At 55.7% G+C, this 14,521-nt stretch carries 17 protein-coding genes; 13 read left to right on the forward strand and 4 right to left on the reverse strand.

All coding sequences use genetic code 11. From position 1 onward, the window contains the following. Positions 1 to 43 precede the first annotated feature (43 nt). A complete protein-coding gene (locus tag LZP96_RS17110) occupies positions 44 to 682 on the forward strand; it encodes a DUF1007 family protein (protein WP_064327006.1) in 639 nt (212 codons plus the stop codon). Further along, positions 673 to 1,653, forward strand: coding sequence for a nickel/cobalt transporter (locus tag LZP96_RS17115; RefSeq protein WP_064327005.1), 981 nt, complete (start codon positions 673 to 675; stop codon positions 1,651 to 1,653). Before LZP96_RS17110 ends, LZP96_RS17115 begins: the two co-directional genes overlap by 10 nt. A 46-nt stretch (positions 1,654 to 1,699) precedes the next feature. Here the strand turns inward: LZP96_RS17115 and suhB are convergent, their stop codons facing one another. Next, complete coding sequence (gene suhB, locus LZP96_RS17120; protein ID WP_087892630.1) at positions 1,700 to 2,506, reverse strand: inositol-1-monophosphatase; 807 nt, start codon at positions 2,504 to 2,506, stop codon at positions 1,700 to 1,702. Between the two features lie 138 nt (positions 2,507 to 2,644). Here suhB and trmJ point away from each other — a divergent pair, with 138 nt between their 5' ends. The 11 genes from trmJ (at position 2,645) to sseB (ending at position 11,423) form a co-directional block, all read left to right on the forward strand. Then, the gene (gene trmJ, locus LZP96_RS17125; RefSeq protein WP_064327003.1) at positions 2,645 to 3,373 is read left to right on the forward strand and encodes a tRNA (cytosine(32)/uridine(32)-2'-O)-methyltransferase TrmJ; all 729 of its coding nucleotides are present in this window, start codon (positions 2,645 to 2,647) and stop codon (positions 3,371 to 3,373) included. 216 nt (positions 3,374 to 3,589) lie between these two features. Continuing rightward, positions 3,590 to 4,081 carry a Fe-S cluster assembly transcriptional regulator IscR gene (iscR, locus tag LZP96_RS17130; protein WP_064327002.1) on the forward strand — a complete coding sequence of 164 codons (492 nt, stop codon included), beginning with the start codon at positions 3,590 to 3,592 and terminating at the stop codon, positions 4,079 to 4,081. Positions 4,082 to 4,244: 163 nt separating this feature from the next. Continuing rightward, entirely contained in the window at positions 4,245 to 5,459 is a 1,215-nt protein-coding gene (gene iscS, locus LZP96_RS17135; protein WP_064327001.1) for a cysteine desulfurase, read from the forward strand. A gap of 24 nt (positions 5,460 to 5,483) precedes the next feature. Then, positions 5,484 to 5,870 carry a Fe-S cluster assembly scaffold IscU gene (gene iscU / locus LZP96_RS17140; RefSeq protein ID WP_064327000.1) on the forward strand — a complete coding sequence of 129 codons (387 nt, stop codon included), beginning with the start codon at positions 5,484 to 5,486 and terminating at the stop codon, positions 5,868 to 5,870. Positions 5,871 to 5,883: 13 nt separating this feature from the next. Further along, positions 5,884 to 6,207 carry an iron-sulfur cluster assembly protein IscA gene (gene iscA / locus LZP96_RS17145; RefSeq protein WP_064326999.1) on the forward strand — a complete coding sequence of 108 codons (324 nt, stop codon included), beginning with the start codon at positions 5,884 to 5,886 and terminating at the stop codon, positions 6,205 to 6,207. Positions 6,208 to 6,272: 65 nt separating this feature from the next. Further along, entirely contained in the window at positions 6,273 to 6,788 is a 516-nt protein-coding gene (gene hscB / locus LZP96_RS17150) for a co-chaperone HscB (RefSeq protein WP_064326998.1), read from the forward strand. A gap of 14 nt (positions 6,789 to 6,802) precedes the next feature. Then, positions 6,803 to 8,653, forward strand: coding sequence for a Fe-S protein assembly chaperone HscA (gene hscA, locus LZP96_RS17155; RefSeq protein WP_258926186.1), 1,851 nt, complete (start codon positions 6,803 to 6,805; stop codon positions 8,651 to 8,653). 1 nt (position 8,654) lies between these two features. Beyond that, positions 8,655 to 8,990: an ISC system 2Fe-2S type ferredoxin gene (fdx, locus tag LZP96_RS17160; RefSeq protein ID WP_015960018.1), complete on the forward strand. Its 336-nt coding sequence runs from the start codon at positions 8,655 to 8,657 to the stop codon at positions 8,988 to 8,990. Between the two features lie 11 nt (positions 8,991 to 9,001). Next, on the forward strand, positions 9,002 to 9,202 hold the full coding sequence (gene iscX / locus LZP96_RS17165; protein ID WP_015960017.1) for a Fe-S cluster assembly protein IscX: 201 nt from the start codon (positions 9,002 to 9,004) through the stop codon (positions 9,200 to 9,202). Between the two features lie 60 nt (positions 9,203 to 9,262). Beyond that, a complete protein-coding gene (gene pepB / locus LZP96_RS17170) occupies positions 9,263 to 10,549 on the forward strand; it encodes an aminopeptidase PepB (protein ID WP_064326996.1) in 1,287 nt (428 codons plus the stop codon). 97 nt (positions 10,550 to 10,646) lie between these two features. Then, positions 10,647 to 11,423: an enhanced serine sensitivity protein SseB gene (gene sseB, locus LZP96_RS17175; protein ID WP_064326995.1), complete on the forward strand. Its 777-nt coding sequence runs from the start codon at positions 10,647 to 10,649 to the stop codon at positions 11,421 to 11,423. A 17-nt stretch (positions 11,424 to 11,440) separates the two neighbouring features. On the opposite strand, the gene LZP96_RS17180 is transcribed toward sseB, so the two are convergent. From LZP96_RS17180 to LZP96_RS17190, 3 genes are all read right to left on the reverse strand, one after another. Next, complete coding sequence (locus LZP96_RS17180; RefSeq protein ID WP_064326994.1) at positions 11,441 to 12,211, reverse strand: MurR/RpiR family transcriptional regulator; 771 nt, start codon at positions 12,209 to 12,211, stop codon at positions 11,441 to 11,443. Further along, entirely contained in the window at positions 12,211 to 13,056 is an 846-nt protein-coding gene (gene sseA / locus LZP96_RS17185; RefSeq protein WP_064326993.1) for a 3-mercaptopyruvate sulfurtransferase, read from the reverse strand. Before sseA ends, LZP96_RS17180 begins: the two co-directional genes overlap by 1 nt. Positions 13,057 to 13,144: 88 nt before the next feature. Continuing rightward, on the reverse strand, positions 13,145 to 14,512 hold the full coding sequence (locus LZP96_RS17190) for a 6-phospho-alpha-glucosidase (RefSeq protein ID WP_064326992.1): 1,368 nt from the start codon (positions 14,510 to 14,512) through the stop codon (positions 13,145 to 13,147). Positions 14,513 to 14,521: the final 9 nt, after the last annotated feature.

Here is a 14,521-nt window from a genome sequence, read left to right on the forward strand (position 1 = left end):
GGATTGCGGGCGAACATCACAGAATTTATGACGTGAGGAATTGATGCAAACAGTTAAACACAGCGCCTGCGCAATAATATGTGCGGTTTTATCTTTCAGTGCGGTGGCGCATCCTCACAGTTTTATCACGCTGCAAACGACGCTGGTGGCCGAAAACCATCAGCTTAGCGGCCTGAAAATGCGCTGGACTATGGATGAGATCACCTCAGCCGATCTGCTTTATGATGCCGGAAATGCAAAGCCGGGTGATGAAGTCTGGAAAAAGCTGGCGGCAGAGGTGATGGCAAACGTGCTGGGCCAGCACTATTTCACCGAGTTCTGGCATAACGGGCAAAAGGTGAAATTCCTCAATCGGCCCACAACCTACGGAATGGCGCGCGAGGGGCACCAGGCGGTGTTGACCTTTATTCTGCCGCTGGCGCAGCCTCAGCCGCTCGACGGGCAAACCTATACCTTTTCGACCTTTGATCCCACTTACTATGTTGATATGAGCTATGCCGAAGAGAGTGACGTCAGCCTCCCTGCGGCATTGCAGCAGCAGTGTAAAATCAGCGTAACCACGCCCAACCCCAGTGAAGAAACGCTTAACTTTGCTATTTCACTTGATAAAGAAGATGCCCCGCCGGAGGACATGGAGCTGGGTAAACAATTTGCGCAGGTGGTGAAAGTACAATGTCAGTAATCATAACTTCCGTGAAAAAGAGACCCCGCTGGCTGCAGTGGTGGCCGCTGATGCTCTTCCTGCTGTTGTCGGTCGCCGGTGCACTCTGGTTATGGCAGGCGTGGCCGCAGGTCATGATGAAAAGCATTCTCTGGCAGCGCGAGGTCAATCAGCAGATGAGCAGTTTGCTGAAGGCCGTGGCGGCCGATCCGACAAAGGCTGGCGGATCGCTGCTGATCTTCAGCTTTCTTTATGGCGTGCTTCATGCGCTGGGGCCGGGACACGGGAAGATCGTCATCACAACATGGCTCGCGACCCATCCCTCAAAACTGAAATCAAGTATTGGCCTGACGCTGGCTTCCTCGCTGTTGCAGGGGATTGTGGCGATCGTGCTGGTGGTGGTGGTGTTAACGCTGTTGAAGTTACCCGCACGCCAGCTGCATCTGAGCAGTTTCTGGCTGGAGAAAGGCAGCTATGCCCTGGTGGGTGTCCTGGGGCTGCTCCTGTGCTGGCGAGCGCTGAAAAAACTGCGCCTGTTAGTGCGAAAGCCCGTGTTTAAGACCTTTACGCCGCATCATGTCCATGATGCGCATTGCGGCTGCGGGCATCAACATTTACCGACCCAGGCACAGCTTCAAAGCGGGGAGGACTGGCGGGCACGGCTGATGATCATACTCTCTATGGGAATGCGACCCTGCTCGGGAGCGATCATGGTGCTGTTGTTCAGTAAAGTGATTGGGGTCTTTAGCTGGGGAGTGATATCCGCTCTGGCGATGGCGGCAGGCACGTCGTTAACCATTACATCACTGGCGCTGTTGGTTCACAGTTTTCGGCAACTGGCCGTCAAGCTAAGCGGCAACGCAACGCCGGTTCTCTGGAAGCAGGTTGGCTGGACAACGCTGGCCCTGGCGGGCGGGGTGATTCTCCTGGCGGCAGCTGTGACGCTTTGGGTAAGCGCGGTGCCGGTAGGTAGGGGACTGCGTCCGTTTTGAGTACAAGCGGTTCTCCCTGAAAAGAGAGAACCGCCAGAAGCGGAATTTAGCGCTTCAGCGCGTCGCTCAGTTCGTCACGCATGTTCGCCAGCATGGCTTTCACCACGCGTGGGTTACCCGCCACGATATTGCCGCTCATCAGGAAGTTATGTCCGCCAGTGAAGTCACAGACCAGCGCGCCTGCTTCACGTGCAATCAGCTCGCCCGCAGCAAAGTCCCACGGCTTGAGGCCAATTTCAAAATAACCGTCCACACGCCCGGCAGCCACGTAGGCCAGATCCAGAGCAGCAGAACCTGAACGACGGAAGTCCGCGCATTCGGTAAAGAGTTTGCCGAGGATTTTCATGTAGGTGGTCGCGTGCTGTTTGGCTTTGAACGGGAAACCGGTCGCCAGAATGGTGCCATCCAGATCGCGAGCGTTGGTGCCACGCAGACGATAGCCATTCAGCTGTGCGCCCTGACCACGGGTCGCGGTGAACAGTTCGTTACGCATTGGATCGTAAACCACGGCCACTTCTGTACGGCCTTTAATGCGTACGGCAATGGATACAGAGAAATGAGGAAGACGTTTAACGAAGTTGGTGGTGCCATCCAGTGGATCAATAACCCATTGAACATCCTGATCTTCGCCTGCATGCTCACCGCTTTCTTCGGTGATAATGGTGTGCTGCGGGTAAGATTTGCGAATGGTTTCGATAATCATCGCTTCTGCGGCTTTATCGACGTTAGTCACAAAGTCATTGCTGCCTTTCTGGCTGGTCTCTACAGAATCTGGCGTTTCGTAGTGTTTGGCAATTACATTACCCGCCTTGCGCGCTGCGCGCACGGCGATGGTCAACATAGGATGTTGCATCGGTTACTCTCACTGGATGTTAAAGAACAGGGGAAACGAAAACGGCGCAGAGTATAGCAGCGAGTTCGGATCATGTCTCTCGTTTATGATAATATGCCGGAATATTCTTCAGACACTGGCCTCAGACAACTAAATATTATGCTGCAAAACATTCGAATCGTGCTGGTCGAAACATCGCATACCGGCAATATGGGCTCTGTTGCCCGCGCAATGAAAACCATGGGCTTAACCAATCTCTGGCTGGTGAATCCGCTGGTAAAACCAGACTCGCAGGCGATCGCGCTGGCCGCCGGTGCCAGCGATGTCATCGGCAGTGCGCACATCGTTGACACCCTGGACGAAGCGCTGGCAGGTTGTAGCCTGGTCGTGGGTACCAGTGCGCGCTCGCGCACCTTGCCGTGGCCGATGCTCGACCCGCGTGAATGTGGCCTGAAAAGCACCGCAGAAGCCGAGCATGCGCCGGTCGCGCTGGTGTTTGGTCGCGAACGCGTGGGCCTGACGAACGAAGAGTTGCAGAAGTGCCATTACCACGTGGCGATTGCGGCAAACCCGGAATACAGCTCGCTCAACCTGGCCATGGCGGTGCAGGTTATCGCCTACGAAGTGCGCATGGCCTGGCTGGCAAAGCAGGAGTCAGGCGACGCTGTGCAGGATGAAGAGACACCCTATCCGCTGGTGGACGATCTGGAGCGTTTCTACGGCCATCTTGAGCAGACGTTGCTGTCTACCGGCTTTATTCGGGAAGGGCATCCGGGGCAGGTAATGAATAAACTGCGCCGAATGTTTACCCGTGCGCGTCCGGAAAGCCAGGAGCTTAATATCCTGCGCGGGATTCTGGCGTCGATTGAGCAGAAGAATAAAGAATAGTGCCCCCTGTTTCCCTCTCCCCGGGGGAAAGCGCCGTGGTCAGGGCATACGCTCAGGCTACGGCAAAATGGCACAGAACGTTTAATACCTGACTAAAACAGTCAAGTAAATAGTTGACCAATTTAGTCGGGAATGTCAGACTTGGCCCTGCTATGCAAGACCCCCATTTTACAATAAAAAACCCCGGGCAGGGGCGAGTTTGAGGTTAAGTAAGACATGAGACTGACATCTAAAGGGCGTTATGCCGTGACCGCGATGCTGGACGTCGCGCTCAACTCTGAAACGGGCCCGGTTCCGTTGGCTGATATTTCTGAACGACAGGGAATTTCATTATCTTATCTGGAACAATTGTTCTCCAGATTGCGTAAAAATGGACTGGTTTCCAGCGTTCGTGGCCCGGGCGGCGGATACCTCCTGGGTAAAGATGCGGGCAGCATCGCCGTTGGTGAAGTCATCAGCGCTGTGGATGAATCCGTCGACGCGACCCGTTGCCAGGGTAAAGGCGGCTGCCAGGGCGGCGACAAATGCCTGACCCACGCGCTGTGGCGCGACCTGAGCGATCGTCTGACCGGTTTCCTGAATAACATCACGCTGGGCGAACTGGTGAATAACCAGGAAGTTCTTGATGTGTCAGGACGTCAGCATAGCCATGAATCACAACGCAGTACCCGCGGGCAAGACGCCATTAACGTTAAGCTGCGCGCATAAATAAAAGACGCGATACGGTTCAGGTTGGTTAAACGCGGCCTGAAAACAAAAGCGTAAAAAGATTTCAGAATCAGGCCGGGGCACGCGCCCCGTCTACACGGTCGTACATCCAGCCGGTAGCCTGGTTCCTTGCATTGAAGCGATGTACGGAGTTTATAGAGCAATGAAATTACCGATCTATCTCGATTACTCCGCAACCACGCCGGTGGACCCGCGTGTTGCCGAGAAAATGATGCAGTGTCTGACCCTGGACGGAAACTTTGGTAACCCAGCGTCCCGTTCACACCGTTTTGGCTGGCATGCTGAAGAGGCGGTTGATATCGCCCGTAATCAGATTGCTGACCTGGTCGGTGCCGATCCGCGTGAAATTGTTTTCACCTCCGGTGCGACTGAATCCGATAACCTGGCGATTAAAGGTGCGGCCAACTTCTATCAGAAAAAAGGCAAGCACATCATCACCAGCAAAACCGAGCACAAAGCCGTGCTGGATACCTGCCGTCAGCTCGAGCGTGAAGGGTTCGAAGTGACCTACCTTGCGCCGAAGAGCAACGGTATTATCGATCTCAAAGAGCTTGAAGCTGCGATGCGTGAAGACACGATTCTTGTCTCCATCATGCACGTGAATAATGAAATCGGCGTGGTTCAGGATATCGCGACTATCGGCGAAATGTGCCGTGCGCGCGGCATCATCTACCACGTTGATGCGACCCAGAGCGTGGGCAAACTGCCTGTCGACCTGAGCCAGCTGAAAGTCGACCTGATGTCCTTCTCCGGCCACAAAATCTATGGCCCGAAAGGGATTGGCGCACTGTACGTTCGTCGTAAGCCACGTATCCGCATCGAAGCACAGATGCACGGCGGCGGTCACGAGCGCGGTATGCGTTCCGGTACGCTGCCTGTTCACCAGATTGTGGGCATGGGTGAAGCTTACCGCATCGCGAAAGAAGAGATGGAAACCGAGATGGCACGCCTGCGTACGCTGCGTAACCGTCTGTGGGACGGCGTGAAGGACATGGAAGAAGTGTACCTGAACGGCGATCTTGAGCAGGGCGCTCCTAACATTCTTAACGTCAGCTTCAACTATGTTGAAGGTGAATCGCTGATTATGGCCCTGAAAGACCTGGCGGTATCGTCTGGTTCTGCCTGTACGTCTGCAAGCCTGGAGCCATCCTACGTGCTGCGCGCACTGGGTATGACTGACGAGCTGGCACACAGCTCTATCCGCTTCTCTTTGGGTCGTTTTACTACCGAAGAAGAGATTGACTACACCATCAAGCTGGTTCGTAACTCTATCGGCCGTCTGCGTGACCTTTCTCCACTATGGGAAATGTTCAAACAGGGCGTGGATCTGAACAGCATCGAATGGTCACATCACTAATCGGCAGGTAAGGAGAATTCAATCATGGCATACAGCGAAAAAGTTATTGATCATTACGAAAACCCACGCAACGTTGGCTCTTTTGACAACAGCGACGACAGCGTAGGCAGCGGCATGGTGGGTGCACCTGCCTGTGGCGACGTGATGAAATTACAGATTAAAGTCAACAATGACGGTATCATTGAAGACGCACGTTTCAAGACCTACGGTTGCGGTTCTGCTATCGCTTCCAGCTCTCTGGTCACCGAATGGGTGAAGGGCAAGTCTCTGGACGAAGCACAGGCAATTAAAAATACCGATATTGCTGACGAACTCGAACTGCCGCCGGTGAAAATTCACTGTTCTATTCTGGCAGAAGACGCGATTAAAGCCGCTATTGCGGATTACAAAAGCAAACGTGAAGCAAAATAATTGAGGTTTGAGTATGTCGATTACCCTTAGCGACAGTGCTGCCGCGCGAGTAAGCTCCTTCCTGGAGAACCGTGGTAAAGGCTTTGGCCTGCGACTGGGCGTACGCACCTCCGGCTGTTCCGGTATGGCTTACGTACTGGAGTTTGTTGACGAACCGGCGACTGATGACACCGTGTTTGAAGACAAGGGCGTGAAGGTAGTGGTCGATGGCAAGAGCCTGCAGTTCCTCAACGGCACTCAGCTGGACTTTGTGAAAGAGGGCCTGAACGAAGGCTTTAAATTCACGAACCCGAACGTTAAAGACGAGTGTGGTTGCGGCGAAAGCTTCCACGTTTAACCGCGCGTCATCCGAAACCCCACGCTGCGCGTGGGGTTTGTTCAAAGCCTACCCCTGAGATTGTTATGGATTACTTCACTCTCTTCGGATTACCCGCTCAATACTCCATTGACCTCCCGGCGCTGACGGTCCGTTTCCAGGATCTGCAACGTCAGTACCATCCGGACAAATTCGCCAGTGGTACCCCGTCAGAGCAATTGGCAGCCGTATCGCAATCCGCGACCATCAATCAGGCCTGGCAGACGCTGCGCAATCCGCTCAGCCGTGCAGAGTATCTCCTTTCACTCCACGGTACTGATTTGGCCAGCGAACAGCACACCGTGCGCGACACGGCGTTCCTGATGGAGCAGCTTGAACTGCGCGAAGAGCTGGATGAGATTGAACACGCCAAAGACGAAGCGCGCCTTGAAAGCTTCATCAAACGGGTGAAGGGAATGTTTGATTCTCGCCATCAGCTCATGGTTGAACAATTGAATCACGAGACGTGGGACGTGGCAGCGGACACTGTACGCAAGCTCCGTTTTCTCGATAAACTACGCAGCAGTGCAGAACAACTCGAAGAAAAACTGCTCGATTTTTAATTTCGGAAGCAATTATGGCCTTATTACAAATTAGTGAGCCTGGCCTGAGCGCCGCACCGCACCAGCGTCGTCTGGCGGTGGGCATAGACTTAGGCACCACCAATTCCCTCGTGGCAACCGTCCGTAGTGGGCAGGCCGAAACCCTGGCGGATGTCGACGGACGTCATCTTCTGCCTTCCGTGGTGAACTACCAGAAAGAGGGGCACACGGTCGGGTACGCCGCGCGCGCCAATGCCGCCAAAGATCCTGCGAATACCATCAGTTCGGTCAAACGCATGATGGGCCGCTCCCTTGCTGACATTCAGCAACGTTATCCGCATCTGCCTTATCAGCTGCAGGCCAGCGAAAACGGTCTGCCGATGATTCACACCCCTGCAGGTCTGTTGAACCCGGTTCGTGTCTCTGCCGATATTTTAAAAGCGCTGGCGGCACGGGCGACGGCAACGCTGGAAGGCGAGCTGGACGGCGTGGTGATCACCGTTCCGGCCTATTTTGATGATGCACAGCGTCAGGGCACGAAAGACGCGGCGCGTCTGGCGGGCCTGCACGTGCTGCGTCTGCTCAATGAACCGACCGCAGCGGCAATCGCGTATGGTCTGGACTCCGGTCAGGAAGGCGTCATTGCCGTGTATGACCTGGGCGGCGGCACCTTTGATATCTCCATTCTGCGCTTAAGCCGCGGGGTGTTTGAAGTGCTGGCCACCGGCGGCGATTCTGCGCTGGGTGGCGATGATTTTGACCATCTGCTGGCGGATTATATTCGCGAGCAGGCGGGCGTGGCCGATCGTAGCGACGACCGCGTGCAGCGTGAACTGCTGGACGCGGCTATCGACGCCAAAATTGCGCTGAGCGATGCGCAGACTGTCACCGTTAACGTGGCGGGCTGGCAGGGTGAAATCACCCGTGAACAGTTTGACGATCTGATTGCCCCGCTGGTTAAACGTACCCTGCTGGCCTGTCGCCGCGCATTGAAAGATGCTGGCGTAGAGGCGAGCGAGGTGCTTGAAGTGGTGATGGTCGGCGGCTCAACGCGCGTACCGCTGGTGCGTCACCGCGTAGGTGAGTTCTTTGGCCGCACGCCGCTCACCTCTATCGACCCGGATAAAGTCGTTGCCGTGGGTGCCGCTATCCAGGCCGACATTCTGGTGGGCAATAAGCCGGACAGCGAAATGCTGCTGCTTGACGTGATCCCGCTCTCCCTGGGCTTAGAAACCATGGGCGGTCTCGTTGAGAAAGTGATCCCACGCAACACCACCATTCCGGTGGCGCGTGCCCAGGAGTTCACGACCTTTAAAGATGGCCAGACCGCGATGTCCATCCACGTTATGCAGGGTGAGCGCGAACTGGTTCAGGATTGTCGCTCTCTGGCACGCTTTGCCCTGCGCAGCATTCCGGCGCTGCCTGCGGGCGGGGCGCATATTCGCGTCACTTTCCAGGTCGATGCGGACGGACTGCTGAGCGTGACGGCGATGGAGAAATCCACCGGCGTGGAATCGTCCATCCAGGTGAAACCGTCTTACGGTCTGACCGATGGCGAAATCGCCTCCATGATTCAGGATTCAATGAGCTATGCCGAACAGGACGTGAAGGCGCGCATGCTGGCTGAACAAAAAGTTGAAGCGGCACGCGTGCTGGAAAGTCTGGAAGGCGCACTCACTGCTGATGCCGCGCTGCTAAGCGCCGCAGAGCGCCAGGTGATTGATGAGGCGGCGGCGCATTTACGCACCGTTGCCAAAGAAGATGACGCTGACGCAATAGAACAAGCGATTAAAAACGTTGATAAAGAAACCCAGGACTTTGCCGCTCGCCGCATGGACAAATCTGTTCGTGTTGCGTTGAAAGGTCAGTCCGTGGACGAGGTTTGATATGCCAAAGATTGTTTTTCTGCCCCATGCGGACCTCTGTCCGGATGGCGTAGTTCTGGAAGCTGAGACCGGCGAAACCATTCTCGATGTTGCCCTGCGTAACGGTATCGAAGTGGAACACGCCTGTGAAAAATCCTGTGCCTGCACCACCTGCCACTGCGTTGTCCGTGAAGGTTTTGACTCCCTTGCGGAGAGCACGGAAGATGAAGATGATATGCTGGATAAGGCCTGGGGTCTGGAGCCAGACAGCCGTTTAAGCTGTCAGGCACGCGTTACCGATGAAGACCTGGTGGTTGAATTCCCGCGTTACACCATTAACCATGCTCGCGAGCATTAACAGAGGTGAGTATGGGACTCAAGTGGACCGACAGCCGTGAAATCGGTGAAGCGTTGTACGACGCCAACCCGGATCTCGATCCGAAGACCGTGCGATTCACCGATATGCATCAGTGGATCTGCGATCTGGAGGATTTTGATGACGATCCCAGCGCATCCAGTGAAAAAATTCTGGAGGCGATTCTGTTAGTCTGGTTAGATGAAGCAGAATAGATAACGAAACGGGCTGCCTCTGGGCGGCCCGTTTGCTAGTTGCTAATAAGGAAAAAGACAATGACCGAAGCGATGAAGATTACGATTTCGACTCAGCCAGCGGACGCACGCTGGGGCGAAAAAGCGCCCTACAGCATCAACAATGACGGCATCACTCTGCACCTGAACGGCACCGATGATTTGGGGCTGATTCAGCGTGCTGCACGCAAAATCGACGGTCTGGGTATTAAGCACGTTACGCTGGCAGGCGAAGGCTGGGACATCGACCGCAGCTGGGCATTCTGGGCCGGTTTTAAAGGACCTAAAGGCACGCGTAAAGTGGAGTGGGCAAGCCTCGACGAAGCAGGTCAGAAAGAGCTGGAAAGCCGCCTCACCATTATCGACTGGGTGCGTGATACGATCAACGCGCCAGCAGAAGAGCTGGGGCCGGAGCAGCTGGCTCAGCGTGCAGTCGATCTGCTGAGCGGCGCGGCAGGAGATAAAATGTCCTACCGCATCACCAAAGGCGAAGATCTCCGCGAACAAAATTACATGGGTATCCACACCGTAGGCCGCGGATCTGAACGTCCACCGGTCCTGCTGGCGCTTGATTACAACCCAACCGGCGATAAAGAAGCCCCGGTTTATGCCTGCCTGGTGGGTAAAGGTATCACCTTCGATACCGGCGGCTACAGCCTGAAGCAGAGCGCGTTCATGGACTCCATGAAATCGGACATGGGCGGCGCTGCCACCATTACCGGGGCGCTGGCCTTTGCGATTAATCGTGGTCTGAACAAGCGCGTGAAGCTCTATCTGTGCTGTGCAGATAACATGGTCAGCGGCAATGCCTTTAAGCTCGGGGATATCATTCGCTACCGTAACGGTAAAAACGTTGAAGTGATGAACACTGACGCAGAAGGGCGTCTGGTGCTGGCGGATGGTCTGATTGACGCGTCTGCGCAGAAACCAGAGTTAATCATTGATATGGCGACCCTGACCGGTGCGGCGAAAACTGCCCTTGGCAACGACTACCATGCCCTGTTCAGCTTCGACGACAAGCTGGCCGCTCGTCTGCTCGCCAGCGCTGCACAAGAGAACGAGCCATTCTGGCGCCTGCCGCTGGCCGAATTCCATCGCAGCCAGCTGCCGTCTAATTTTGCCGAACTGAATAACACCGCCAGCGCGGCGTATCCGGCTGGGGCAAGCACCGCGGCAGGTTTCCTGTCTCACTTTGTTGAGAACTACCACGAAGGCTGGCTGCACATCGACTGTTCCGCGACCTACCGTAAAGCGGGCGTTGAGCAGTGGTCTGCAGGCGCCACCGGTCTGGGCGTGCGTACCATTGCAAATCTGCTGACCGCCGAGTAATTCTCTTGCCCGGGAGCACTGCGCTTACCGGGCTTACGGATTTTCCAGGCCGGGTAAAGCGTTGCGCCACCCGGCTTTTTTACGAAGTAGCCAAACTATGTCAGAAACCAAAAACGAATTAGAAACGCTGCTTGAAAAGGCGGCAACGGAACCTGCCCACCGTCCGGCATTTTTCCGCAGCCTGCTGGAGTCGACCGTCTGGGTGCCAGGCACCGCAGCGGAAGGCGAGCAGGTTGTTGAAGACAGTGCGCTGGATCTGCTGCACTGGGAAAAAGAGGACGGCACCTCGGTTATTCCGTTTTTCACATCGCTTGAAGCCCTCCAGGAAGCCGTTGAAGATGAGCAGGCGTTTGTGGTGATGCCGGTACGCACGCTGTTTGAAATGACGCTCGGCGAAACGCTTTTCCTGAACGCGAAGTTGCCAACGGGTAAAGAGTTCACGCCGCGTGAAATCAGCCATCTGATCGGCGAAGAGGGTAACCCGCTCAGCACGCAGGAGGTGCTGGAAGGGGGCGAAACGCTGTTGCTTTCAGAAGTGGCCGAGCCGCCAGCCCAGATGATTGATTCACTGACTACGCTTTTCAAGACCCTGAAACCCGTCAGGCGCGCGTTCTTGTGTTCGATTAAAGAGAGCACGGAAGAACAGCCGGTGCTGCTGATCGGCATTGAAGCAGACGGCGATATCGATGAAATTATTCAGGCGGCGGGCAGCGTTGCCACCGATACGCTGCCGGGTGATGAACCCATTGATATCTGTCAGGTGAGAAAGGATGAGAAGGGCATTAGCCACTTTATCACTGAGCACATCACGCCGTTTTATGAGCGTCGCTGGGGCGGTTTCCTGCGCGATCTTAAAACTACCCGCATTATCTGATGACGCGGGGTGAGTCTTCACCCCGTCGCTTCCAGCAGCAGGAGATCCATCAGCAATACCAGATTCGACTCAAACGAGGTGACGCCCGCGGCCTCGGCGGCGTAATGCACCGCTTCGTCGTACAGTGCAAAATGCAGATCGGCCATGCCTGCCAGCGAGTTCGCTGATGCCCGGGTGAAGGCCACCACCGTCATGCCGACATTTTTGGCGATTTTCGCCTTATCCAGCACCTGCTCCGTTTCGCCGCTGCGGGACACCGCGATAAACACCTGATACCGAGCCGCGTTGCTGAGAAAAATATTCCGGCTGTCGCCCGGCCCGGAAATAAACGCCGTCTTCCCCAGCACCTGCAGCTTCTTGGTGAGATACTCCGCAAACAGATAAGAAAACCCGGCGCCATAAAGGAAAAAGCTCTCTTTTTCACGCAGCAGGGACGAAAACTGATAGCGCTTCTCTTCGGTCACCCAGTGAAACGTGCGCTGATAGTTGGCGATGAACTGGCTAAACAGGGCGGGGAGATGCAACGCCCCCTGCACCTGAGAGGGAATATGCGGCGTGTCGGTGAGCAGCTGTTTGCAGTGCCAGATAAACTCGCTGAAACCGCTGAAGCCCAGTTTCTGGCACAGTCGCATGATGGTGGCGGTTGAGACAAAGGTCGCCTGCGCCAGTTCGCGTACCGTGATATTGCCGACCAGCAACGGGTGTTCCGTCAGATGCGCCAGCACCCGATATTCTGCACGCGTAAGGGATTCCCCCCGCGTGAGCAGCGTTGCCAGTCGGTTATCCATTATCGAGCCGGTTCAACGGGAAGGTCGTCCCGTGCGCCCCATTCGCTCCACGAACCGTCGTAAAGCGTTACGTCGGTCATGCCCAGCGTGGCGAGAGCCAGAATGACCACGCACGCCGTCACGCCGGAGCCACAGCTGGCAATGACGGGACGCTGCAAATCGACGCCTTGTCGCTCAAAAATGTCCCGCAATTCGTCGGTGGTTTTAAGCTCACCTTCAAACACCAGATCGCCCCAGGGTACGTTCAGCGCGCCGGGAATGTGGCCACGCTTCAGTCCCGGACGCGGTTCATCCGCCTGGGCGTTGAAACGTGGGGCAGGACGGGCATCAACGATCTGCGCGGTCTTTTCGTGGCTGACCACCAGCACATCGGTCAGACGTTTGACGACCTCTGCCTCGAAGGTGGCATCGAATTCCCCTTCCGGCAGACGCACATCGCCTTCCTGCAAGGGCAGTTCATCCCGTTTCCAGCCAGCAAGCCCGCCCGCCAGAATCGACACCTTTTCGACGCCGAAATTTTTCAGCATCCACCATGCACGCGGGGCGGAAAACAGATTCCCCTCGTCATACACCACCAGGTGCTTATCACGGCTGACGCCGAGCTCGCGCATGGTAACGGAAAAGGCTTCAGGGCGCGGTAGCATGTGCGGCAGGGGAGAGTGGTGATCGGAGAGGGCTTCGATATCAAAAAATACCGCTTCAGGTAGATGCCCGGCGCGGTATTCCGCGGGAACGTCACGGTGCTCCTGACCGGGAGGGGCCATTCTTGCATCAAGGATTTGCACTTCCGGGTCGTCGCCGTGCTCAATAAGCCAGTCGGCAGAGACAAAATATGAGGTGGACATGGGGTGCCTCCATTTTTCCTTAAAAAAGGATTGTCGGTGTTTTTTCTGACACCGACAAGCACCCCACGTTCAACTCGCGAGCAACCCCTTATTTTTTCACCGCTTCGCCGTCCTGCCAGGCTTTTTGCAGGGCAGGCCAGTAGTCCCGGTTGGCCTCGATCATCTCATCGAGGATCGCTTTTGCATGCTCCATCGTCGGTACGGTACGGTTAAGGGTGAAGGCCTGCAGCGCTTTTTCGTAGCTGCCTTCCACCGTGGCTTCTACCAGCAGTTGTTCTGACGCCAGCTGTTGCTGAAGCAGGGTTTGATGGAACAGAGGCACTTTGCCCACGCGGACGGGTTCGGGTCCTTCAGAGGTAATATAGGCCGGGACTTCAACCACTGCATCGTACGGAAGATTGACGATCGCGCCTCTGTTTTCAACCATGACCAGATGGCGCTGGCGCAGGTTAAAGGCCAGAGAGCGGGCCACATCCACGATAAACTCGCCGTGCACGCCCACGTGGAATGCATCTGAAAGCACGCCGGTTCGTTTGTACTCCTCGGCTGCCGCAAACAGCTTTTTCTCACGTCCGTTCATCACTTCGTTCGCACGCGTGTAGTCCGGATTTTGATGTTCGACGATCTGATTGGGCATCAGGTAGTACTGCAAATACGGATTGGGCAGATACTCGGGGAAATTATCCATGATCGGTTTAATGTTGCGCCAGGTTTTCACCCAGGACGGATCGGAATGCTGCGGATCGGTTTTGGCGGCATCTTCCGTTAACAGACCGAATTTTGCGATGTGCTGACGCAGGGCAGGTAATTTTTCTTCGCCGTCTACCCGCACGCTGGTAAACCAGCCAAAGTGGTTCAGACCAAAATAGTCCACTTCGAGTTTATGTCGGTCAACGCCCAGTATCGCCCCCATGTTACGCATCGCCGCGACCGGCATATCGCAGATGTTGAGCACGCGCGCATGAGGACGCAGACGACGTACCCCTTCCGCCACGATGGCTGCCGGGTTGGAATAGTTAACGATCCAGGCTTTTTCGTGCGCGTAACGTTCCACGCTGTCGATCAGTTCTACCATCGGCAAGATGGTCCGCAGGCCATACGCCAGCCCGCCGGGTCCGCAGGTCTCCTGACCTACCACACCGTGACGCAACGGGATTTTCTCATCCTGCTCACGCATTTTGTACTGTCCCACGCGCATCTGGGCGAATACGAAATGTGCGCCGCTAAAGGCCACCTCCGGGTCGCTGGTCACGGTAAACACGATGCTCTGGCTGTGATCGCGAATGACCTTCTCGACAACCGGCGCAATCGTCTCCTGACGGGCGGCATCAATGTCATAGAGGCGGATTTCGGCCAGCGGGAAATCCTGCAGTTGCACCATCAGGCTTTTCACGATGCCGGGCGTATAGGTACTGCCGCCGCCGGCGATAGACAGAATGAATGGGGGTTTAAACATCATGATCTC

The sequence above is a fragment of the Huaxiibacter chinensis genome (assembly GCF_022171985.1).
In the GTDB taxonomy this organism is placed as follows: Bacteria; Pseudomonadota; Gammaproteobacteria; order Enterobacterales; family Enterobacteriaceae; genus Enterobacter; species Enterobacter chinensis_A.